The organism is Bradyrhizobium sp. BR13661 (assembly GCF_029892425.1).
In the GTDB taxonomy this organism is placed as follows: Bacteria; Pseudomonadota; Alphaproteobacteria; order Rhizobiales; family Xanthobacteraceae; genus Bradyrhizobium.
Genome location: NZ_JARXWB010000030.1, coordinates 21,240 through 43,176, shown reverse-complemented (window position 1 = coordinate 43,176; position 21,937 = coordinate 21,240). Strand labels below are relative to the sequence as shown.

Below are 21,937 nucleotides of genomic sequence, written 5' to 3'. Positions count from 1 at the left end.
CGGGCATGGCGGGACGTTTCAACGACGCAAAAAAGAGAGTGAAGATCGGAGTGCCGGACGACGCCGGCCTCGATCTCCAGCAGTATTTTCCCTACCGCCTGGCGCGACTTGCCGAGCAGGTGTCGCTTGCAATCTCCGAGGTCTATCTGGAGCGCTTTGCCCTGTCGCGGCAGGAATGGCGTGTGTTGGCCATCCTTGGGGCGCGCAGCGAAATCGCGACCAAGGAAGTCGGGCCGCTGACGACGCTCGACAAAATGCAGGTCAGCCGTGCCATGAAGAGGCTGGAAGCTCGCGGCATCGTCCGCCGGACGCACGCATCAGATGATCGCCGCGAACTGATCGTCGCCCTGACGGATGCCGGGCGCATGCTCTACCGTAAGATCGCGCCGCTCGCCCTGGAGCGTGAAGCGAAGCTTCTCCGTCTCTTGACGACCGAGGAGATCAATATCCTCGATCGCGCCATGCGAAAACTGTCGGATAAGCTTGCCTGACTGCTGGCCCTACTCGCCGCCATGAAGCTGCGCGCGAAAGGCGCGCGGCGACAGCCCGGTGGCTGCGGCATAGACCCGGCTGAAATAGGCGGGGTCCTCGAAGCCGAGCGCATAGGCGATCGTCGAGACCGGCAGGTTGGTGTAGACGAGATTGCGCCGTGCCTCGCGGATCAGCCGGTTCAGGATCAGGTGCGAGGCGGTGTCGCCGGTCGCGGTGCGCGTGACGCGGTTGAGATGGGTCGGCGTGATCGCCAGCGCTTCCGCATAGTCCGCAACGGTCCAGCGCTCCAGATGATGCTGTTCGAGCAGAGCCTCGAAGCGGCGGAACAGATTTGACTCAGAACTGCCGCCAGTGCCGCTCTCGCCCGTCAGCGCACGTGCGACGAGGCCGATCATGGCCGCCGACAATGCGCGCAGCACATGCGCGCGGCCGAAATCGCGCGCGGCGTGCTCGGCAAAGATCTGCTTCATGATGGCGCGGATCTGCGGCGTGCCGCGCACCACGGCCGAGCGCGCCAGGACGCCGCGCAGGCCTTCGGCTGCGAGCAGCGCCTCGTCGAGAATCTCCGCGGCGATCGTCAGCACCCAACCCTCGGTTCCGGGCACGAAGCTGAAGCCGTGGACATGGCCGACCGGCACGTTGACGATCTGCATCGGCTTCAAGGGCACCACCCGTCCATCGAGCGTCGCTTCGCCGCCGCCTCGCTCGATCAGCAGCACCTGGTGCAGCCGGGCGTGGCGATGCACGGCAAGCGTCCAGTCATGCAGCACCGAGCGCGAGGCAATCGTCTCGCAATGGACGACGTCGGGCAGGTCGCCGGCTTCGCCGAACAGATTGTAGACCCGGATCGCCGGGGTGGGGGCTGCGGTTCTCATGTTCGAATAGTACAAGACAATGGCGAAACCCTCCATCGGTCCGGCTTACGAAATCTGCAAAATAGTGCCGACGGGAGGACAGAAGAATGAAAGTTCAGGTCTGCATCATCGGCGGAGGGCCGTCTGGGCTATTGTTGTCCCAGCTCCTTCACCTGAAGGGCATCGACACCATCGTGCTGGAGAAATACAGCCGCGAGCACGTGCTGGCCCGCATCCGCGCCGGTGTGCTCGAGCACGGCTTCGCGCGCCTGATGCGCGAGGCGCAATGCGGTGAGCGGATGGACCGTGAAGGCGAGATCCACCACGGTTTCGAGATCGCCCATGATGGCGTGCTCTCCCATATCGATCTGCACAAGCATTCCGGCGGCAATTCGGTGCTGGTCTACGGCCAGACCGAGCTGACGCGCGATCTCTACGAGGCGCGCGACCGTCTTGGCGGCAAGGTGGTTCACAATGCCGAGGACGTGACGCCGCATGATCTGACCTCGGATCGGCCCTATGTGACGTATCGCGCGAACGGCGAGACGGTTCGCGTCGATTGCGACTACATCGTTGGCGCGGACGGCTTTCACGGCGTCAGCCGCAAGTCGATCCCGAGGGACGTGCTCCGTGAATATGAGAAGGTCTACCCGTTCGGCTGGCTTGGGGTGCTGTCGCGGACCAAGCCGGTGTCGCCGGAGCTGATCTATGCAAAGCACGAGCGTGGCTTTGCGCTGTGCTCGCTGCGTTCACAGGTGTTGAGCCGTTATTACGTCCAGGTGCCGCTCACCGACAAGGTCGAGGACTGGTCGGACGATGCGTTCTGGACCGAGCTGAAAACTCGTCTGCCGGATGAGGTCGCCGCACGGCTGATCACCGGCCCGTCGATCGAGAAGAGCATCGCGCCCCTGCGCAGCTTCGTCGCCGAGCCGATGAGCTACGGCCGCCTGTTCCTCGCCGGCGACGCCGCCCACATCGTGCCGCCGACCGGCGCGCGCGGGCTGAACAGTGCCGCCTCCGACATCTATTATCTCTACCACGCGATGCTTGCGCACTATCAGGACGGCGACGATTCCGGGCTGAAGGGCTATTCGGCCAAGGCGCTGGCGCGGATCTGGAAAGCACAGCGCTTCTCGTGGTGGATGACGATGATGTTGCATCGTTTCCCTGATCGTCTCGAGTATGAGGACCGGCTGCAGCAGACGGAACTGGACTATTTGCTCTCGTCCGAGACGGCGCAGCGTTTGCTCGCGGAGAATTATGTGGGGCTGCCGTTCTAGAGCGGTTCCGGTCACCGCGCCGGAAAGAAGAAGAACTGCTCGCCTTCCCTGAGGCGCCCGTCGACGGCCGGGCGCTGACGCCCCTGTGTGGTGTTCGACACGTCCTGGCGAATCCGTTCGAAGAACAGGCGCAGGTCGAGGGTCGGGGTCGCCATGTTCGACACGAACGCCCGCGTGAAGGGGCTGTTCAGTTCGTCGCCGTCGAGCGTGATCTGGCCGGGTTGCGTGGAGAACAGCGCGATCGTGTTCAATTGGGCAAGGCGTACGCCGGCGAGGCCTCCCCCGATTTCCTTCCGGCGGGCGATCAGAGGATCAAGCGCGGCATCGGCGGACTTGTTGAACGTTCGCTTGCTGGCGGCCGCCCGATGCGCCTCCTGCACGAACGGATCGTCGCGGCAGGCGTCGAGAACGACCAGGCGAAGAGTCTTCGCCCGCTCGACGGCGGAGACCATCTGATCGATCGAGATTGCGTGCGAGGAAGCTTCTCTCAGAGTATCTATGCTCGCATCGATCGGTATGGCAAAATTGGCCCCGTCAATCTCGATGCCATGGCCGGCATAGTAGACCAGCGCCCAGTCCGCGCCGGCCGCCTCGTCGGCAAACTGCCGCAGCACGCCTTCCATCTGGCTCCTGTCCAGATCGGTCGCCACCGTGACGCGAGCGAACCCGGCCTCGCCCAGGGCGGCCCCGACGCTCTCGGCGTCGCGGTCGGCGTTCATCAGGGCCGGAACATGCTCATAGGCCGCGTTGCCCACGACGAGGGCGATGCGCCGGCCGCGATCCTTGCCGGCAGCCTGGGCCGAGCCGGACAGGACATTGACGTTTGGCGGCAGCGGCGGATCGCCCGCCTTTCGCGCCGCTCGTGCGCGCAGCACCTCCAGTCGGAAGACCGAGTAGTCGTAGATGCCTTTCTCGAGCGGATTGCCGCGGGTCATCTCGCCCGCCTTGCGATAGTCGTTTGACGCATCGTCGAGCCGGCCGGCGCGTTCGAAGGCCATGCCGCGCTGAATGAGGGCGTCCGCGTGGTATGGTGCGACGGCAAGCGCCCGCGCGTAGGATTGCAGAGCCTTGTCGCGATCCTTCAGGTAGTCGCGCGCCAGATTTCCGGCGCGAACGTGGAATTGCGCGGCCAGCGTGGGCAGCACCGTGAGTTCGGCGGCCCGGGTCCAGTCGGCAAAGCCGCGCGAGGGATCGCCACGACTGACCGCAAGCCGCGCGCGGCCGCTGAGCGCGTGCCAGGTCTGGGCGCCGCCGACGGCTTCGGCACGGCCGTAATCGGCAAACGCCCGTTCGACATCACCATACCGGGCCCACAGCATGGCGCGATTGATCCACGCGTTCTGGTTTCCGGGGTCGAGCCCGACGGCTGCGTCGAGATCGGCGCGGGCTTCCGAAAACCGGTCGAGCCGCTCCAGGATCAGCGCGCGCTGGACGAAGTGATGGGAGATTTTCGGATCGGCGCGGATGGCTTGCGCGAGATCGTCGAGGGCCAAGTCGAACTGCTCCAGCACCGTATGGATCGTCGCCCTGAGGCTGAAGGGTTGCGGATGCGGCGCGGGTGCGACAGCGATGCATGCGGCGAGGTCATCAAGCGCGGATTTGAGCTCGCGTTGCGCAGCATCGCCGGCCGATCCGATCGGCTTCATCTCGGCAAGGGAAAGCCGCGTCGTTTCGAGGAAGTGATTGAGGGCCCTGAAATAGAGGGCGTAGGCGCGCCGCTCGGCCGAGGCGGAAGGATCCTGCAACACGCGCGTGCAGGTCGCGATGGTGGCCGCGATCTCCGCCTCGGTTCTGACGCGGTCGTATTGCATCGCGACGCAGTCGTCGTAGTCGGTCTGCGCGGCCTCGCCCAGGCGAGGACAGGTAAGCGTCGCCAGTACGGCAAGGCCGATGAGCGCAATCAGTTGAACGCGACGAGTGACGACGGCCATGGCAACGAGCACCTGTCCGGATTCTCGGAGCGTCTATCTGACTCGAGCAGCATCCGATGTCATTGAGGAACATCAACGGCGCGCGTCGATCGGCATTCAGTCCGGGGTTGGCGCGGCGGCGAACTCGCGGGGCGTTCCTTTGGACGGGGGCGACGGCGGCGTTTGTCCTGTCGCATTGGCATCTTTGCGGCGTCGGGCTTCGGCCTCGATGAGATTGACGAGCTCCGGCCGTCTTGCCGCCAATTCGCGCAAATCCGCAACATCGAGCACGAGCAGGACGCTGGGCTTGGTGGCGACGACGGTCGCCGCGCGGGGGGCACCGAACAAGAGCGCCATTTCGCCGAAGAAGCTTCCGGGATTGAGCGTGATGGTCGTCGAGTCAAGCAGCACGGCAGCTTCCCCTGAAACGACGAAATACATGGTGTCGCCTGGCTCGCCCCTGCGGACGATGACGGCGCCCTTGCTGACGTCGCGCATCTCCAGCCGCCGTACGATATCGGCGATGGTGGCGGCGCCGAGCTTCTGGAATAGCGGTACGCGCGTGACCAGGTCCCAGATGTGGAGAAAGTGCCGACGCTGCAATTCTGCGGCGAAGGCGGCGGCGATGATGCCCGCCTGCAGTGCAAACATCACGACGCCGCCGACCATGACCCATCCTGCCAGAAGCCGTCCCCAGATCGTGACCGGTAACATGTCTCCATAGCCCGTTGTGGTCATGGTGACGATGGCCCACCACATGGCCCGCGGTATGCTGCCGAACGCGTCCGGCTGAGCATGCCGCTCGAAAATGTAGGCGAGCGAGGAGGCGACGAAGAAGATCGCAATGAAGAGACTGAGAATGCTGAGCAGCGCGGTGCGACTGCGATGCATCACGCGCCAGAACAGCGCGAGGCCTGAAGCGTGGCGGATGTAACGCAGGGCCCATATCAAAGCAAAGAGCAGGGCATCTTGCGGGTCCGGCATGATGAGCCACCCGAATGGCAGCGCGCAGGCCGAGGCCAGGTCAATCATCCCCTCGGTCGAGGCTATATATCTCAAGCGCTTCCGCCATCCCGGGACCGTCCAGAGGTGGAAAGCAAGCATGGCGGTCATTGCGGCCGAGACCGCAATGACGGTCGAGGAAAACAGGAGCCGCTGGGCCGTCGTCGCCGCCGGTGCCGTGTTGAGGATCATCGCGAGCAGCCCAATGGTCGCAAGACCATTGGAGGGGATGGAGCCCAGTGACGGCCAGTAAGCGGATCTCATCGACGTTCACGCTGGATAGACCAGAGTCGGCAAGCGAAGCTCGACGTTCCGCGGGCAGCCCGCGAACTTCTCCTGATAGCGGGGGGCTTGCGTAACGGGATTGACCTGAGTCAACGATTGCGCGCTGCATCCACTTCGCCATCACGCACTCAGTAGGGCTCGGCTGGGCCGAAGGCCGTCCGGTCGACGTCGGTTTCTATTTTCCTTCGAGCGTGTTCACCGGCGTCCAGTCCGCCGGTGGCGGACTTGCCGCCAGTGTCCGCGCCCGCTTGGCAAAGTATCGGGACGGCTGATCGTGGCCGGCGGCAGTTTCGAACAGCTCGGCGGCTTTCGCGAAGTCGCGCGCACGCCAGCATGCAAGGCCCTTGGCGTAGGTCGCTGCGCGTAGATCCTGCTCCTGCGTCTCCTTGCTCTTTTCGGCGAGTGGTTCGTACACGGTGATCGGCTCGTCGCGTCCCTGCACCCTGACCGTGTCGAGTTCGCGCCAGGTGAAGGCGTCCCGGCTCTGGTTCACGGTCGCCTCCGACGCCATGATCGTCGTACCAAAATACTTGTTGGCGCCTTCGAGCCGCGAGGCGAGATTCACAGTGTCGCTCATGACCGTGTAGTTGAAGCGGCGGCGCGAGCCGATATTGCCGACCACGGCTTCGCCGCTGTTCAACCCGATCCGGTGGGCCAGGCCGCGTCCGCGGAACGCGGGATGATTCTCATTGAGCTCTTCCAGCCGGTCGCGACATTCCAGCGCGGCCGCAACAGCGTGCCGCGCGTGATCGGGATCGTCCGCCGGCGCGCCGAACATCGCGACGACGGAATCGCCGATATATTTGTCGACGTAGCCGCCGTGGCTTTCGATGATGTCGGTCATGGCGGAGAGATAGTCGTTCATCAATGCGACCAGCTCGCCCGGCGTCATCTTCTCGGCGATCGAGGAGAAGCCGCTGAGGTCCGAGAAGAACATGGTGATGTTGCGCATCTCGCCGCCGAGCACAGGCATCTTGCCGGAGGCGACCATGCTCTCGATCACCTCGGGCGCGAGATAGAACGCAAAGCTCTTGCGCAGGAAGCGCTCCTCGCGGTCGGCGATCACGAAGCGGTAGCCGATCATCAGCCCCAGCGCCGCGAGACCCGCGAGCGCGGGCTCGGTCAAGGGCAGCGCGATGGCATGCGCGAATGTGCTGATGGCGACAGCCGCGTAGGCGACGGTGAGGCCGAGCCAGGCGATCGCCGCGCCGGTGGGCGCCAGCAGGCAAGCGGCAGCAGCGATGATCGCTGCGAACAGAACAGTCAGCATCAGCCGCAGCGGAGAGCTGATCTCGGTGACGGCATCATGCTCGAGCAGATTTCGGACGACGGTGGCATGGACGAAAACACCGGCGATCTGGCTGCGCGCTTTCTGCTCGGCGTTCGCAGGCGCAGGAAGGGCGCATCGCGCCCCCGGTGTTCCGTCATATCCATGGGCCAGATGCATCGAGCTGAGCTTACGGTCCTCGAAATTGAGGATGCTTCCGAGCAGCACGATCTTGCCGTCGAAGGCGCGGCGGAAGAACTCGGTGTCCTTCTTCTCGACGCAAGCGCGCAGGTCGGCGAAGGAATAGGCCGGGATGTCGCGGCCCATGCCGCGGAAGTTGAGCGTGAGCGTATTGGGCACCGCGCTCGGAATCGCATAGCCGGACAGGCTCGTCACCCCGGTCGGTCCGATCTCGAGCTTTGCGCCCAAGGCGCGGGCTGCGAGCTCGACGGCCATCGTGGGCACCGCCTGCCCCTCGATGGGAAAGCTCAGCGGCATCCGCCGTATCACATCGTCGGGGTCGGTGTGGACGTTGAGGGCGCGGATGTTGCCTTTCACCACCAGTTGCTGCGCGCGGTCGGGCCTGTCGGAATGGTCGTTGCTGAGAATTTCGCCAAGCACCAGCTTGCCGCTGTCGGAGAGGCGCCTGAGCGCGATCAGATAGTCCCGGTCAAATCCCTTGACGCGGCTGCCAAATGAGGCGTCACCAAAAGGAATTTCCGATTGCTCGATCGAGCTCGGAAAGATGACGTCGAATCCGATCACCTTGGCACCGCCATCGGTGATGCTGCCGAGCACCCGGCCGATCTCGCGCGTCCAGGTCTGGGTCGGCGATCCCTTGAAGGGCGGCGTTTCGTAGGTCTCGCCATCGATCGCGACGACGACGACCGGCGATGTCGCGGGATCGCGGTGGTCGCCGATCAGCTTCCAGCGCAAGGCCGTGAGAATGTCGAGCGAGAGACCTTGCAGGCCTTGGAGCGGCGACGACGTGAAGGCGGCGCCCGCAACGAGCGCAATCAGGATCGCCGCAACGATGTCCCGCCTGCCGATCCGCCGCATCGTTGCTGTCGCGGGTCCTCTATTCGAGTCGCAGCAGACGGCCGACAATCGGCGTCGGCGATGCGGTCGCGCTGGCGTCGACCTGGAAGGCGAAACGCTTGGCGCCGAGCGTCGCGAGATAACTGCCGCCTGGCGTCAGCGACTTTCCGGTCTTGGTCATATCGTAGAATTTGCCGCCGACCATGATGTCGTTCTTGAGCGGCACGTTGATTGTCGGTTCTTTGCCGTCGGTGCGCTCGATCGTGAGCGTGCTGCCGCCCTTGGCCTGGATCAGTGGGGCTGTGCCGTAGATGGTCGGCAGCTTCGACGGCGCGCCGCCCTTGACGTCGTTGCGCATGGTGCGGAACGTGGTGGCCGCGCTCTGGTTCGCCTCGCGCTCGGAGAGCTGCGCCGCGTTGGCATCGCACGGCACCTTGACGCGCTGGACGTTGCCGAGCTGTACCGTGCTCTGCTCGGCTCCGACCAGCACGACGCCTTCGGTGATGGTCTCGCGCAGACAGGATTTCAGATAGCTGAGCGTGATGCCGGCCTTAGGGCCCAGCTTGATGATCTTGCCGGGCGCCACATAGTCCATGAACTCGACACCGTCGACCTTGCCCTGCACATCCTCGACGATTGCGGCCGGGGTCTCCGCGAAGGCGGGGGCGGCGAGGCACAACACGCCGATGAAGGCGCCGATCAGGGTTCTCATGACTTTCTCTTCCCGTTCGAACGATATCCGGCTGATCCACTGTCCGGCCGCAAGCCTAGCAGGGGATGAACCCACCCAAGTGTGATCAGAATCACTCTTTGTATTGGTGCACCCTAGCAGGAACAGGTTCAAACCCGTGATGGCAGAATAAGGCGGGTCGGCCAACCCTGATGGAACGCGCGAGGTCAGACCGCCGCCGCGGTGTCTGGTGTGCGATCCTGGTCAAGGCGGTTCCCGGCCGCTCCCAGTATGAAGGGTGCGAGGATCGGCTCCGATTTCTGCAACAGCGGCCCAGCTTGCCCGGTGGCGATCGCCACCACCTCATTCCAGCGCGAGAGGAAGGCTTCGACACAGGCCGGGTCGAACTGCCGTCCCTGGTTCCGCACCAGATAGTCGCGCGCCACGTCCAGCGGCATCGGCTCTTTATATGGACGCCGTGTCGTCAGGGCGTCGAAGACGTCGGCAACCGCGACCACGCGCGCGGCGATCGGGATCTGGTCTGCCTTCAGCCGGTCCGGATAGCCGCCGCCGTCCCAGCGCTCGTGATGGCCTGCGGCAATCTGCGCGCCGAGCTGGATCAGCTCGCAGCCGGAGTCGGCCAGGATCTTCGCGCCGATCGTGGCGTGGGTGCGGATGACAGCCATCTCCTCGTCGGTCAGCTTGCCGGGCTTGAGCAGGATGTTGTCGGGAATGGCGACCTTGCCGACGTCGTGCAGCGGTGCGGCGAGGTAGATGTCGCGGCAAAGCCGGGGAGGGAGGCCGAGCTGCTCGGCGATGATGCGGCTGTAGCGGGCGACCCGTAGCGTGTGCTCGCCGGTGTCGTTGTCGCGATATTCGACCGCGAGGGCAAGCCGCAGGATGATCTCCTCCTCGCGCTCGCCGAGCTTGCGTGTTGCGGCTGCGACTTCGCTCGCCAGATGTGCAGCCCGATCGTTGAGCTTGCGTACGGCTGCACCAAGCTGAATTAAATTCCGCAGGCGCACGGTCATCTCGAGACTTTGCGGCGCCTTGGGCAGGAAATCGGTTGCACCTGCCTGCAGCGCTTCCATCTTGATGTCGTCGGTCTGCCGCGAGGTGATCATCGCGATCGGGATGTCGACGCAGCCGGGCAGCGTACGAAGCGTGCGGATGAAGCTGATGCCATCCATGTGCGGCATTTCGTAGTCGACCAGCACCAAATCGAACACGCGCTCCCGCGCGCAGGCCAGCGCCTCGACGGGATCGAGGAAGGTCGTGGCCTCGACGAGGCCCTCCGCTTCAATGTGACGTTTCAGGTAGTTGAGAACAGAGCGGCTGTCATCAACCAGAAGCGCTTGGGTCAGCATCGGCGGCCGGACTGGTTCGGATGGCGAAGCATGACCTCAACGAATAGCCCGGTCGATTTAACGCGGAGCAAACATCCGTGCTGCGTCACGCTGCCTCAACGTTGCGCGCTGCGCATGGGATTTGAGCGGCTGGTGCACACGCTTGCATGCATACGCGAAATTCTTCGGATTGTGACCCGTAGTTGTACGGGGGGCTCCGTTAGGAGTTTCCACACTCCCGTCCGCGAATAGTTATTTTACGGGATTCTCGCCATGCGTGCAGTGAGTCCCAGGCAATTTGGGGGACGAATGTCGTCTGATGTCACTGAGCCGAAGTGGTCCCTGCGGCTGCCTGCAGATTGCAGCATCGCCGCGATCCGCAGCGTCTACGACCTGATCCGCGAAGCGTTCGGCCGGCAGGACCGGCTCGAGATCGATTGCTCCAGCGTCGACAAGGCCGACGTGACCTCGATCCAGCTGCTGCTGTCGGCTGCCAAGACCGGCGATGCCCAGGGCCGCCCGGTGGTCCTGACGTCCTTTTCCCAGTCTCTGCGTAACACCCTTGGCCGCGCCGGTTTCGCCAGCGAGGCGATGATCAATCAGCACTTCCCGCAAAAGAAAGATGGCACCTAATGGCCACGATTCTCACGGTCGACGACTCTCCCAGCATCCGGCAGATGATCAAGGTCGTGCTCGAGCCGGCCGGTCACAGCGTGATCGAGGCCGGTGACGGCGCGCAGGGCCTCGCCAAGGCACAGGCCGGCAAGCTCGATCTCGTCATCACCGACCTCAACATGCCGGTCATGAACGGGCTGGAGCTGATCAAGGCGCTGCGCAAATTGCCGAGCGCGGTCGGCATGCCCATCGTGTTCCTGACCACCGAATCCAATGACACGGTGAAGCAGGAAGCCAAGAGCGCCGGCGCCACGGGGTGGATCACCAAGCCGTTCAAGCCCGAGCAACTGCTCGCCGTCGTCGCAAAGCTGGTGCGCGCATGAGTGCGATGGACCCGACCGAGGTCTTCCGCCAGGAAGCCAGCGAGCTGTTCGAGGTCCTGGAAGGGGCTCTGCTTGACCTCGGCCAGCGTCCCGACGACCGCGAGCTGGTCGATTCCGCCTTCCGCGCCCTGCACACGATCAAGGGCTCGGGTGCGATGTTCGGCTTCGACAAGGTCGCTTCCTTCACCCACGAATTCGAGACCGCGTTCGACCGCGTCCGCAAGGGCGAGATCAAGCCGACCCAGGAGCTGATCTCGGTCGCGCTCGCCGCCAAGGATTACATTCGCGCGCTGATCGAGGATCCGCAGTCGACCGACGACATCATCGGCGAAGCCATCCTCGACGACCTCAAGCGCTTCGTTTCGCCGGATCGGCCCGCTGCCGCGGTCGCCGAGATCGCTGAAGCCCCGCCGCTCGCGCCCGTCGAGAGCAAGCAGGCCGGCTGGCACCTTTATCTGGAATTCGAGTCCCATATCCTGCGCAACGGATCGAACCCGCTCGATCTGCTGGAAGATCTCTGCAAGCTCGGTCCCTGCTTCGTCGTTCCCGTGACCGACGGCATCCCGTTCCTCGACGAGATGGACCCGGAAGACTGCTATCTGAAGTGGGACGTCAAGCTGCACGCGGCCTGCGACAAGGCTGCGATCGACGACGTTTTCATGTTCGTCTCGGACGAGATGAAGCTGACGCTCTCGCCGCTGGAGCACGTCGAAGCGCCCGCGCCGATGCCGCTGTTCCAGCTCCTCGACGAGGAGCCGGTCGCCGAAACGCCTGCCCCGGTGGTTGAGGCAGTTGCAGCACCCGTTGCCGTTGAGCCCGCAGCGAATGTGGAGCCGAAGCCGGTTGCAAAGCCCGAAGCGAAACTCGAAGCGAAGCCGGAAGCCAAGGCTGAAGCCAAGCGCGATGACCGCGGCATCGCCACGGTCCGCGTCCAGGCCGAGCGCCTCGACGAGCTGATGGACCGCGTCGGCGAGCTCGTGATCGCCCAGGCGCGGCTAACCCAGCTCGCTGCCTCCGGTTCCGATCTGTCGATCAAGATGATCGCCGAGGAAATCGAGCGTCTGGCCTCGTCCTTGCGCGACACCACGATGGGCGCGCGCATGGTGCCGATCGGCTCGCTGTTCGGCCGCTTCCGCCGCCTGATCCACGATCTGTCGCGCGACCTGTCGAAGCCGGTCGAGTTCGTCACGACGGGCGAGGATACCGAGCTCGACAAGACCATGATCGAGTGCCTGGCCGATCCGCTGGTGCACCTGATCCGCAACGCCATCGACCACGGCATCGAGGACACCGCGACCCGCACGGCCAACGGCAAGACCGAGCAGGGCCGCATCGAGCTCGCCGCCGTGCATTCCGGTGCGCAGGTTCTCGTCACGGTGAAGGACAATGGCGGTGGCCTCAACACCGCCCGCATCCGTGCCAAGGCCGAAGAGCAGGGCCTGATCGCCGCCGGTGCGGTGCTTTCCGATCACGAGATCCACCAGTTCCTGTTCCATCCGGGCTTCTCGACCGCGCAGACCATTTCCGCGCTATCCGGCCGCGGCGTCGGCATGGACGTGGTCAAGCGCACCATCGAGAACATGCGCGGCTCGATCGACCTGTCGACCCGGCCGGGCCAGGGCACCACGGTGACCCTGCGCCTGCCGCTGACGCTCGCGATCATCGAAGGCCTGCTGATCCGCGTCGGCGAGGGCCGCTACATCATTCCGCTCTCGGCCGTCGAGGAATGCATCGAGCTGACCGCCGAGGACGAACGCTCGCGCGGCCGCAACTTCCTCAACGTGCGCGGCAACCTCGTGCCCTTCCTGCGCCTGCGCGAGATCATGTCGTCGTCGGGTACGCCGGATCGGCACCAGAAGACGATCATCATCTCGACCGGCGAGACTCACGTTGGCCTGGTCGCCGACCAGATCATCGGCAACCACCAGACCGTGATCAAATCGCTCTCCAAGCTGCATTCGGACGTCACCATCTTCTCCGGCGCGACCATCCTGGGTGACGGCACGGCGGCGCTGATCCTCGATGTCGCGCAGCTCGTTGCGCTGGCGCAGTCGAAGGTCGAGAAACAGCATATCAGCGAGGCGGCGTAATGACCGGTGGACAGGCGGATCAACATCAGGCCGACGCGATGCAGGTCGTCATGATCGGCCTTGGCGAGGAGAAATTCGCGCTCGACGCCGGCCTCGTTCGCGAGATCATCGATCCCGTGCCGGTGACCAAGGTGGCGGGCGCGCGGGCTTTCGTTCCCAGCGTGATCAACGTGCGCGGCAACGTCATTCCGCTGGCGGATCTGCGTATCCGCTTCGGCATGCCGCAGCTCGACGATTCCGCCGACACACGCATCGTCGTCATCGAGATCGAGCTCGACGGCGAGCCGGTTCTGGTCGGCGTCACCGCCGACAAGGTCTACGAAGTCACGGAGATCTCGCAGGCCGCCGTGCAGCAGACGCCGCGCGTCGGCATGCACTGGAAGCCGGAGTTCATTCGCTTCATTGCGAAATGGCGTGAAGAGTTCGTCATCGTTCCGAACATGGAACGAATTCTGAATTGAAACGAGGTCTCCGGGCGCGAGACGGGGTTAGGGGCTGGATATGAGATTTACGGTCAAGGCAAAGCTTGCCAGCGCGTTTGGCGTCGTCCTGTTGCTCTCGATGGCGGCGGGCGGTCTCGCTTATGTGAAGTTGAGCGAGATGATCGACACGGCGGACAACCTCGTATCGCGCGCCGGCCGGATGGACCGCGCAGCGGAAATCGAGAAGGGCATTCTGCTCCAGGTTCGGGCCGAGAAGAATCTCCTTCTGGCGGCCGATAGCGAGGCGGACGGCTTCGTCGCCGAGATCGCCAAGCAGCGCGAGACGCTTCTGAAGCTGAAGGAGGAAATCCATGCGCAGGCCTCTACCGAGGGCAAGAAGCTGATCGAGGATTTCGGTGCGGCTTACGCCCGGATGAATGCCGTTCAGGACAGCGCTCTCAAGGCCGCCCGGACCGACAGGCCGAAAGCCGTCGAGCTCTCTGCGGTCGAGGTCCGCAAGGCCGCCCGCGAAGCGTTGGACGCCGCCAACGTCTACGTCACCAACGTCAAGAAGAACATGGCCGACCAGACCGCGATGGCTCACGAGGACGGCAACCGCGCTCACATGTTGCTGATTTTTGCCGTGCTGGTCTCGCTGACGATCGGCCTGATCGCTGCGATCTGGATTTCGATGAGCATTTCGCGTGGCCTTCACCGCGCGGTCGGCCTTGCCAGTGCGGTGGCGAGCGGCGATCTCAGCCAGACGATCAACGTCTCCAGCAATGACGAGATCGGCGATCTCGTGAAATCTCTGAACATCATGGTGGAAAAGCTTCGTCAGGTGGTCGAGGAGGCTCTTACCGCCGCGCAGAACGTCTCTGCCGGCAGCCAGGAGCTCTCAGCGAGCGCCGAGCAGCTCTCGCAGGGCGCGACCGAACAAGCCTCGTCGGCGGAGGAAGCTTCCTCCTCGATGGAGGAAATGGCTTCCAACGTGAAGCAGAACGCCGACAACGCCAACCAGACCGAGAAGATCGCGGCGCAGTCGGCCAAGGATGCGGAAGCCAGCGGCGTCGCTGTCGGCCGTGCCGTCCAGGCAATGCAGACCATCGCCGAGAAGATCACGATCGTACAGGAGATCGCGCGCCAGACCGACCTGCTTGCGCTGAACGCGGCGGTCGAAGCCGCGCGCGCCGGCGAGCACGGCAAGGGCTTTGCGGTGGTCGCCTCCGAGGTGCGCAAGCTTGCCGAGCGCAGCCAGGCTGCCGCGGCCGATATCGGCACGCTGTCGACCGAGACCGTGAAGGTTGCGCGGGACGCCGGCGACATGCTGTCGAAGCTGGTGCCGGACATCAAGAAGACGGCCGAGCTCGTGCAGGAAATCACCGCCGCCTGCCGCGAGCAGGATGTCGGCTCCTCGCAAATCAACCAGGCGATCCAGCAGCTCGACAAGGTCGGCCAGCAGAACGCCAGCGCGTCCGAGCAGGTGTCGTCCACCTCGGAAGAGCTCGCCTCCCAGGCCGAGGCGCTCCAGGCGACGATCACGTTCTTCCGCATCGAACAGGCCGGCCGTGCCGAGCGTGCCGCCTCCGCGCCGATCGACCGCGCCGTCACCCAGCTCCGCAGCAAGGCGGGGCAGATGCTGGCGGCAGAACGCGGCGCGAAGAAGCCTGTACCCGCCCGGAAGCCGGCGCGCGCAATGAAGGTCGCGGGTGGTGGCGGCTTTGCTTTCGATATGAACGACGGCGAAGACGATCGCGACGCCGAGTTCCAACGCTGAGTGTTGCTGCTGGACGGGCGCAGCTGGTGATGTCGCTCGCACTTTCCAACATCAAACCGGGCCAGGCCCGAAGGTTCATTGAAATGCGCTTCACCGTCAAAGCAAAGCTCGCCACTGCCTTTGGTGCGGTTCTTCTCCTCTCCATGATTGCAGGCGCCGTCGCCTATCTGAAGCTCAGCGACTTGGCGAGCTCGACCGAGGTCCTGATCGGGGCCGCCGGACGATCGGCGAAGGCGGACGAATTGCAGAAGGATCTTCTGCTGCAAATCCGCGCTGAAAAGAATGCCATTCTGGCGCAGTCGGACAGCGACGTCGAGCGCTATACGGCCGAGGTGCGCAAGATCCGCGAGGATCTGGTCAAGACCAGGGACGAGATCTACGCGACGGCGACCGAAACCGGAAAGAAGATGCTCGACCGGTTCTCGGCGCTTTATCGCGACGTGAATGCCGCCCAGGACGAGTCGCTCAAGTTCGCGCGATCCGACAAAACCAAGGCGCTGGAGCAGTCGACCGGAGCGGTCCGCAGGTCTGTCGCCGAGGCATCGAAGAGCCTCGATGAGTATGTCGGCTTCCTCAAGAAGCTCATGGACGAGCGGGCGGAACAGTCGCGGGCGGACAGTAGCCACGCCCAGATGCTGCTCATGAGCATCCTGATTGCGTCTCTGATCATCGGCGCTGCCGCTGCGACCTTGATCGCGCTCAGCATCAGCCGTGCACTGACGAAGGCGGTTGGCTTGGCGAACGCGGTGGCGATCGGCGATCTCAGCCAGACGATCGACGTCAAGAGCAACGACGAGGTCGGTGATCTCGTGAAGGCACTGAACGGCATGACCGCGAACCTCAATACGACAGCCGCAATCGCCAACGAGATTGCACAGGGCAATCTCGCCGTGGAAGCCAAGCGGCTGTCGGACCAGGATACGCTGGGCATCGCCCTGGAGCGGATGATTGCCAGCCTGAACACCAACGCGGAGGTCGCCAACGAGATCGCACGGGGCAATCTCACGGTCACAGCCAAGCGCATTTCCGACAAGGACAAGCTGGGCATCGCGCTGGAGACCATGGTCGAGAGACTGAGGCAGATCGTCACCGAAGCGATTACCGCGGCGCAGAACGTCTCCGCCGGCAGCCAGGAGCTGTCGGCCAGTGCCGAGCAGCTGTCGCAAGGCGCGACCGAGCAGGCTTCGTCGGCGGAAGAGGCGTCGTCCTCGATGGAGGAAATGGCCTCCAACGTGAAGCAGAATGCCGACAACGCCAACCAGACCGAGCAGATCGCAGCGCAATCGGCCAGGGACGCGGAAGCCAGCGGAGCCGCCGTGGGCCGCGCGGTCAACGCGATGCAGACCATCGCGGAGAAGATCACCATCGTGCAGGAGATCGCGCGCCAGACCGACCTCCTCGCCCTCAACGCGGCCGTCGAAGCCGCGCGCGCCGGAGAGCATGGCAAGGGATTTGCGGTGGTCGCCTCCGAGGTGCGCAAGCTCGCCGAACGCAGCCAGGCGGCCGCCGCCGAGATCGGCACCCTGTCGACGGAGACCGTCAAGGTCGCGCAAGAGGCCGGCGGCATGCTGGCCAAGCTCGTGCCCGACATCAAGAAGACCGCCGAGCTGGTGCAGGAAATCACCGCGGCCTGCCGCGAGCAGGATGTCGGCTCCTCGCAGATCAACCAGGCGATCCAGCAGCTCGACAAGGTCGGCCAGCAGAACGCCAGCGCTTCCGAGCAGGTGTCATCGACCTCGGAAGAGCTTGCCTCGCAAGCCGAGCAGCTCCAGTCGACGATCTCGTTCTTCCGCATTGAACAGGCAGGCCGCGAGAACATCGCGCCCGCGCAAATCGACCGCGCTGTCGCCCAGCTCCGCAGCAAAGCGGGACAGATGGAGGCAGCGGATCGTGGCGCGAGGAAGCCTATGCCCGCCCGCAGGCCGGCGCGCGCGACGAAGGTCGCGGGCGGTGGCGGATTCGCGTTCGACATGCATGACGGCGAAGACGATCGCGACGCCGAATTTCAGCGCTGACAACAACAACCATCTGAACCGGGACCCAAGCATGGCCGCAACCTCGCAATATCTGACGCTCGGGCTCGCCGGCGAGACGTTCGGCATCTCGATCCGCAACGTGCGGGAAATCCTGGACATGCGGCCGATCTCGCGCCTGCCGCATGCACCGAATTTCCTGCTCGGCATGATCGACGTGCGCGGCGCGGGGTATCCGATCGTGGATCTCCGGACCAAGCTCGGTCTTCCGGCCGTGCCGGCCACCGAGGCGACCCGCATCATCATTCTTGACGTACCGATGAAAGGACGCCTCGTCGGCGTCGGTTTCGTGGCCGACTGCGTGTTCGAAGTGACTGACATCGACGAGCAGGCCATCGAGCCCGTGCCTGATGTGGGCGGGCGGTGGCAGTCGGACTATGCGGCCGGTATCGGGCGCAAGGGCGACAAATTCGTCGTCATCTTCGATCTGACCAAGCTGATGGCCAGCGATGAACTGCCTGAGGGGCGCGAGGCGTCGATCGACGCCTCTTGTGCTGCCTGAACGCGTAACAGTGATGCGTCGTAAAGCGTAGCAACCCAATTCAATCCAGGAAACGCCCACCATGAGATTCACCGTCAAAGCCAAGCTTGCGAGCGCTTTCGGCATCATCCTCCTTCTCTTCGTCGCCGCTGGCGCCGTCTCCTACATGAAGCTCAGCGACCTCATGAGCTCCAGCGAGACGCTGGTGTCCGCGGGCGGACGCCTGCAGAGGGCCGCTGAACTCCAAAAGATCGTGATCCTGCAGATCCGCGCAGAAAAGAACGCAATCCTGGCGACATCTGACGCGGAGACCGATCGCTTCGCCACCGAGATCGGCGGCATGCGAGCGGAGTTCGGCAAGAAGAAGGATGAGCTCTATGCGATCGCTACAGAGGCGGGGAAAAAGCTGATCGAGAAGTTTGCCGCTGCTTACGGCAAGATGAATGCGGTTCAGGATGAGACGCTCCATCTCGCGAAGGTCGACAGGGCAAAGGCAGCGGAGCGTTCCTCGACGGAGGGACGGAAGGCAGGAGGCGAAGCGATTGCGGTTGCCGATGAATATGTGGCCTTCCTCACCAAGCTGATGGCTGACCGGTCCGAACAGTCGCGGGAAGAAGGCGCTCGTGCCCAGACCACCTTGCTGGCTCTGCTCGCGGTATCCCTCGTAATCGCACTGGTGGCGGCGTTCTGGATCGCGATCGGCATCAGCCGTGGGCTCACCCGTGCCGTTGGCCTCGCCGATGCAGTTGCGATCGGCGACCTCAGCTACAAGATCGAGGTTTCCAGCAATGACGAGGTCGGCGATCTCGTCAAGTCTTTGAGCACCATGACGACGAACCTGAATGCGACGGCGGCGGTCGCTAACCAGATTGCGCAGGGTGACCTCACCGTCGAGGCCAAGCCACTGTCGGAGAAGGATACGCTCGGTATCGCGCTCGAGCGCATGGTCGAAAAGCTCCGTCAGATCGTCTCTGAAGCGCTCACCGCCGCCCAGAACGTCTCGGCCGGCAGCCAGGAGCTCTCGGCCAGCGCCGAGCAGCTCTCGCAGGGGGCGACGGAGCAGGCCTCGTCCGCCGAAGAAGCGTCTTCCTCGATGGAGGAGATGGCCTCGAACGTGAAGCAGAACGCCGACAACGCCAACCAGACCGAGAAGATCGCCGCGCAGTCCGCCAAGGACGCCGAAGCCAGCGGTGCTGCGGTCGGCCGCGCCGTCAGTGCGATGCAGACCATCGCCGAAAAGATCACCATCGTGCAGGAGATCGCGCGCCAGACCGACCTGCTTGCGCTCAACGCGGCGGTCGAGGCCGCGCGCGCCGGCGAGCACGGCAAGGGCTTTGCGGTGGTCGCCTCCGAGGTGCGCAAGCTTGCCGAGCGCAGCCAGGCGGCCGCAGCCGAGATCGGTACTCTGTCGACGGAGACCGTCAAGGTCGCGCAGGAGGCCGGCGCGATGCTGTCCAAGCTCGTGCCCGATATCAAGAAGACGGCCGAGCTCGTCGAAGAGATCACTGCGGCCTGCCGCGAGCAGGATGTCGGCTCCTCGCAGATCAACCAGGCGATCCAGCAGCTCGACAAGGTCGGGCAGCAGAATGCAAGCGCGTCCGAGCAGGTGTCGTCCACTTCGGAAGAACTCGCCTCGCAGGCCGAGCAGCTCCAGTCGACGATTGCTTATTTCCGCATCGAGCACGGCGCTAAGAGCCATGCCCCGGCACCGATCGACCGGGCCGTCACTCAGCTCCGCGCCAAGGCTGCGACCATGGCAGCAGCCGAGCGTCCCGCCAAGAAGCCGCAGGCCAAACCGGCACGCGCCATGAAGGCTGCGGGTGCAGGTGGCTTCGCGTTCGATATGAACGACGGCGAGGACGATCGGGACGCCGATTTTCAACGCTGAGGTTTTTCGAAGGCAGGTCCGCCTTTGAGGCGGGCCTGCCTTCTTCGGTTGTCGCGTAAACGCGTAGGATTCCAGATGGCCCTGATGGTCCGACATTCATTGCATGCGGGCCTTCGGGGCCGGGGGTGGCGGCGATGATGCCCGCCATGCAGGATACGGCTGTGCATCTGTCGGACCGCCATTTCCGCACCATTGCCGAACTGATCGAGGGCCAGGTCGGGATCAAGCTGCCGCAGGGCAAGCGGCTGATGCTGGAGGGGCGCCTGCACAAGCGTGTGCGGGCGTTGAATTTCTCTGACCTCAACGAATATGTCGACAACCTGTTCGAGCCGGAACATTTCGACGCAGAGCTCACCCATCTGATCGATGTGGTGACGACCAACAAGACCGACTTCTTCCGCGAGCCGCAGCATTTCACCTTCATGCGGGAGATCGCCGTCCCGGCGCTGCTCAAGGCGCACGGCCGCAGAGACGCGAACCTGAAGGTCTGGAGCTCGGCGAGCTCTACCGGCATGGAAGCCTATACCGTGGCCATGGTGCTGGACGACATGACGCGAAGCGGATCGCGGTTTCAGTATCGCATCCTTGGAACCGACATCTCGACCGCGGTGCTGCGCCTCGCCAAGACCGCGATCTACACCCGCGACGTGCTGGCACCGGTGCCGGAGCCGTTCGTGAAGCGGTATTTCCTGTCCTCACGCGACAAGTCGCGCGGCGAAGCGCGGGTGGTGCCCGAACTGCGGCGCATGACGCATTTCATGCGGATGAACCTGATGGATCCGGCCTATCCGGTCGACCGCGACGTCGACATGATTTTCTGCCGCAATGTGCTAATCTATTTCGACAAGCCGACGCAGCGCAAGGTGGTCGAGCAGCTTTGCAGTCATCTGCGGCCCGGCGGGTATTTGCTGGTCGGACATTCCGAGTCGATGGTTCACAGTTCTGTTCCGGGCCTGAAGCAGGTTCAGCCGACCATTTTCCAGGTTTGATCGGGAGCACGTTGCAACATGCCGGGGGAGAAAGTTCGCGTACTGATCGTGGACGATTCGGCGTCGGTGCGCCAAATCCTTCAGACGATCCTCAACGATGACCCTGATATCGAGGTGATGGCGACGGCGTCCGATCCGTTCGTTGCCGCACGGCGCCTCCAGGACGAAATCCCCGACGTCATGATCCTCGACCTCGAGATGCCGCGCATGGACGGCATGACGTTCCTGCGCAAGATCATGGCGCAGCGTCCGATTCCGGTGATCATCTGCTCCTCGCTCACCGAAGAAGGCTCGCACGTGATGTTCGAGGCGTTCGAGGCTGGCGCCGTCGATATCGTGCCGAAGCCGAAGATCGACACGCGTCAGGCGTTGCTCGAGTGCTCGACGCGCTTGCGTGAATCCGTGAAGTCGGCGGCGCGCGCGCGTGTGCGGCCACGTGCGGAACGGCGGGTGATCGAGAAGAAGCTGACGGCGGACGCCATCATCCCGCCGCCAGTGCTGGGCAAGGTTCGACCGACGACCGAGCGCATCGTCTGCATCGGTGCCTCGACGGGCGGAACCGAAGCACTCAACGACGTGCTTGAGATGCTGCCCGCGAACTGTCCTCCGATCCTGATCGTCCAGCACATGCCGGCGGGTTTCACGGCGGCCTTTGCCAGGCGGCTCGACAGCGTCTGCCAGATCCGCGTCAAGGAGGCCGAGGACGGCGAGCCGGTGCTGCCGGGCTGGGCCTATATCGCTCCGGGTGCGCGCCACATGCTGCTTCAGCGCATCGGCCAGCGCTTTCAGGTCGCGATCAAGGACGGGCCGCCGGTGTCGCGGCATCGTCCTTCGGTCGACGTGCTGTTTCGCTCGGCTGCCCAGCATGCCGGAGCCAACGCGCTCGGTGTCATCATGACCGGCATGGGCGATGATGGCGCGCGCGGCATGCTGGAGATGCGCAAGCTCGGCGCCTCGACCCGGGCGCAGGACGAGGAAAGCTGCGTGGTGTTCGGCATGCCCAAGGAAGCCATTGCCCACGGCGGGGTCGAGAAGGTGGTCTCGCTGAACCAGATTCCGCGCGAGATCATGCAATGGTTTCAGGCCGGGCACCCGGCGGTGGCGGGCTGATTGCG

18 protein-coding genes are annotated in these 21,937 nt (G+C 64.2%); 12 read left to right on the top strand and 6 right to left on the bottom strand.

Translation table 11 applies throughout. The features are described 5' to 3' along the window. Nucleotides 1-5 precede the first annotated feature (5 nt). Complete coding sequence (locus M2427_RS33760) at nt 6-491, top strand: winged helix DNA-binding protein (protein ID WP_280711134.1); 486 nt, start codon at nt 6-8, stop codon at nt 489-491. A gap of 9 nt (nt 492-500) precedes the next feature. On the opposite strand, the gene M2427_RS33755 is transcribed toward M2427_RS33760, so the two are convergent. Next, nucleotides 501-1,403: a helix-turn-helix domain-containing protein gene (locus tag M2427_RS33755; RefSeq protein WP_280711133.1), complete on the bottom strand. Its 903-nt coding sequence runs from the start codon at nt 1,401-1,403 to the stop codon at nt 501-503. Between the two features lie 50 nt (nt 1,404-1,453). Here M2427_RS33755 and pobA point away from each other — a divergent pair, with 50 nt between their 5' ends. After that, nucleotides 1,454-2,626, top strand: a complete 1,173-nt coding sequence (gene pobA / locus M2427_RS33750; RefSeq protein WP_280711132.1) for a 4-hydroxybenzoate 3-monooxygenase — start codon at nt 1,454-1,456, stop codon at nt 2,624-2,626. Between the two features lie 11 nt (nt 2,627-2,637). On the opposite strand, the gene M2427_RS33745 is transcribed toward pobA, so the two are convergent. The 5 genes from M2427_RS33745 to M2427_RS33725 all read right to left on the bottom strand — a co-directional run bounded on the left by M2427_RS33745 (nt 2,638) and on the right by M2427_RS33725 (nt 10,165). Beyond that, nucleotides 2,638-4,557 (bottom strand): caspase family protein, encoded by a 1,920-nt coding sequence (locus tag M2427_RS33745; RefSeq protein ID WP_280711131.1) that lies wholly within the window; start codon nt 4,555-4,557, stop codon nt 2,638-2,640. A 96-nt stretch (nt 4,558-4,653) separates the two neighbouring features. Beyond that, nucleotides 4,654-5,802 carry a cyclic nucleotide-gated ion channel gene (locus M2427_RS33740; RefSeq protein WP_280711130.1) on the bottom strand — a complete coding sequence of 383 codons (1,149 nt, stop codon included), beginning with the start codon at nt 5,800-5,802 and terminating at the stop codon, nt 4,654-4,656. A gap of 196 nt (nt 5,803-5,998) precedes the next feature. Next, nucleotides 5,999-8,149, bottom strand: coding sequence for an adenylate/guanylate cyclase domain-containing protein (locus M2427_RS33735; protein WP_280711129.1), 2,151 nt, complete (start codon nt 8,147-8,149; stop codon nt 5,999-6,001). A 19-nt stretch (nt 8,150-8,168) separates the two neighbouring features. Further along, nucleotides 8,169-8,840, bottom strand: a complete 672-nt coding sequence (locus M2427_RS33730; protein WP_280711128.1) for a hypothetical protein — start codon at nt 8,838-8,840, stop codon at nt 8,169-8,171. Between the two features lie 185 nt (nt 8,841-9,025). After that, entirely contained in the window at nt 9,026-10,165 is a 1,140-nt protein-coding gene (locus M2427_RS33725) for an HD domain-containing phosphohydrolase (RefSeq protein WP_280711127.1), read from the bottom strand. A 288-nt stretch (nt 10,166-10,453) separates the two neighbouring features. Between M2427_RS33725 and M2427_RS33720 the strand changes: the two genes are divergently transcribed. The 10 genes from M2427_RS33720 to M2427_RS33675 all read left to right on the top strand — a co-directional run bounded on the left by M2427_RS33720 (nt 10,454) and on the right by M2427_RS33675 (nt 21,932). After that, nucleotides 10,454-10,777, top strand: a complete 324-nt coding sequence (locus tag M2427_RS33720; RefSeq protein WP_280711126.1) for an STAS domain-containing protein — start codon at nt 10,454-10,456, stop codon at nt 10,775-10,777. Next, nucleotides 10,777-11,142 (top strand): response regulator, encoded by a 366-nt coding sequence (locus tag M2427_RS33715; RefSeq protein ID WP_092300982.1) that lies wholly within the window; start codon nt 10,777-10,779, stop codon nt 11,140-11,142. The genes M2427_RS33720 and M2427_RS33715 overlap by 1 nt, the downstream gene beginning before the upstream one ends. Next, entirely contained in the window at nt 11,139-13,232 is a 2,094-nt protein-coding gene (locus M2427_RS33710; RefSeq protein ID WP_280711125.1) for a chemotaxis protein CheA, read from the top strand. Before M2427_RS33715 ends, M2427_RS33710 begins: the two co-directional genes overlap by 4 nt. Beyond that, nucleotides 13,232-13,693 carry a chemotaxis protein CheW gene (locus tag M2427_RS33705; RefSeq protein WP_280711124.1) on the top strand — a complete coding sequence of 154 codons (462 nt, stop codon included), beginning with the start codon at nt 13,232-13,234 and terminating at the stop codon, nt 13,691-13,693. Before M2427_RS33710 ends, M2427_RS33705 begins: the two co-directional genes overlap by 1 nt. A gap of 40 nt (nt 13,694-13,733) precedes the next feature. Beyond that, a complete protein-coding gene (locus M2427_RS33700) occupies nt 13,734-15,431 on the top strand; it encodes a methyl-accepting chemotaxis protein (protein WP_280711123.1) in 1,698 nt (565 codons plus the stop codon). An 83-nt stretch (nt 15,432-15,514) separates the two neighbouring features. Further along, the gene (locus M2427_RS33695; protein ID WP_280711181.1) at nt 15,515-17,446 is read left to right on the top strand and encodes a methyl-accepting chemotaxis protein; all 1,932 of its coding nucleotides are present in this window, start codon (nt 15,515-15,517) and stop codon (nt 17,444-17,446) included. A 31-nt stretch (nt 17,447-17,477) separates the two neighbouring features. Then, nucleotides 17,478-17,966, top strand: a complete 489-nt coding sequence (locus M2427_RS33690) for a chemotaxis protein CheW (RefSeq protein WP_280711122.1) — start codon at nt 17,478-17,480, stop codon at nt 17,964-17,966. 61 nt (nt 17,967-18,027) lie between these two features. Next, complete coding sequence (locus tag M2427_RS33685; RefSeq protein WP_280711121.1) at nt 18,028-19,833, top strand: methyl-accepting chemotaxis protein; 1,806 nt, start codon at nt 18,028-18,030, stop codon at nt 19,831-19,833. Between the two features lie 134 nt (nt 19,834-19,967). Continuing rightward, a complete protein-coding gene (locus M2427_RS33680) occupies nt 19,968-20,822 on the top strand; it encodes a CheR family methyltransferase (RefSeq protein WP_280711120.1) in 855 nt (284 codons plus the stop codon). A gap of 18 nt (nt 20,823-20,840) precedes the next feature. Further along, nucleotides 20,841-21,932, top strand: coding sequence for a chemotaxis response regulator protein-glutamate methylesterase (locus M2427_RS33675; RefSeq protein WP_280711119.1), 1,092 nt, complete (start codon nt 20,841-20,843; stop codon nt 21,930-21,932). The last annotated feature ends 5 nt before the right edge of the window (nt 21,933-21,937 follow it).

Bases quoted from the DNA above. Each gene is read 5' to 3' on its own strand.
- M2427_RS33740 (WP_280711130.1), bottom strand. From the start codon at position 5,802: ATGAGATCCGCTTACTGGCCGTCACTGGGCTCCATCCCCTCCAATGGT.
- M2427_RS33675 (WP_280711119.1), top strand. From the start codon at position 20,841: ATGCCGGGGGAGAAAGTTCGCGTACTGATCGTGGACGATTCGGCGTCG.
- M2427_RS33700 (WP_280711123.1), top strand. From the start codon at position 13,734: ATGAGATTTACGGTCAAGGCAAAGCTTGCCAGCGCGTTTGGCGTCGTC.
- M2427_RS33695 (WP_280711181.1), top strand. From the start codon at position 15,515: ATGCGCTTCACCGTCAAAGCAAAGCTCGCCACTGCCTTTGGTGCGGTT.
- M2427_RS33690 (WP_280711122.1), top strand. From the start codon at position 17,478: ATGGCCGCAACCTCGCAATATCTGACGCTCGGGCTCGCCGGCGAGACG.
- M2427_RS33745 (WP_280711131.1), bottom strand. From the start codon at position 4,557: ATGGCCGTCGTCACTCGTCGCGTTCAACTGATTGCGCTCATCGGCCTT.
- M2427_RS33705 (WP_280711124.1), top strand. From the start codon at position 13,232: ATGACCGGTGGACAGGCGGATCAACATCAGGCCGACGCGATGCAGGTC.
- M2427_RS33755 (WP_280711133.1), bottom strand. From the start codon at position 1,403: ATGGAGGGTTTCGCCATTGTCTTGTACTATTCGAACATGAGAACCGCA.
- M2427_RS33710 (WP_280711125.1), top strand. From the start codon at position 11,139: ATGAGTGCGATGGACCCGACCGAGGTCTTCCGCCAGGAAGCCAGCGAG.
- M2427_RS33730 (WP_280711128.1), bottom strand. From the start codon at position 8,840: ATGAGAACCCTGATCGGCGCCTTCATCGGCGTGTTGTGCCTCGCCGCC.
- pobA (WP_280711132.1), top strand. From the start codon at position 1,454: ATGAAAGTTCAGGTCTGCATCATCGGCGGAGGGCCGTCTGGGCTATTG.
- M2427_RS33685 (WP_280711121.1), top strand. From the start codon at position 18,028: ATGAGATTCACCGTCAAAGCCAAGCTTGCGAGCGCTTTCGGCATCATC.
- M2427_RS33715 (WP_092300982.1), top strand. From the start codon at position 10,777: ATGGCCACGATTCTCACGGTCGACGACTCTCCCAGCATCCGGCAGATG.
- M2427_RS33735 (WP_280711129.1), bottom strand. From the start codon at position 8,149: ATGCGGCGGATCGGCAGGCGGGACATCGTTGCGGCGATCCTGATTGCG.
- M2427_RS33725 (WP_280711127.1), bottom strand. From the start codon at position 10,165: ATGCTGACCCAAGCGCTTCTGGTTGATGACAGCCGCTCTGTTCTCAAC.
- M2427_RS33720 (WP_280711126.1), top strand. From the start codon at position 10,454: ATGTCGTCTGATGTCACTGAGCCGAAGTGGTCCCTGCGGCTGCCTGCA.
- M2427_RS33760 (WP_280711134.1), top strand. From the start codon at position 6: ATGGCGGGACGTTTCAACGACGCAAAAAAGAGAGTGAAGATCGGAGTG.
- M2427_RS33680 (WP_280711120.1), top strand. From the start codon at position 19,968: ATGATGCCCGCCATGCAGGATACGGCTGTGCATCTGTCGGACCGCCAT.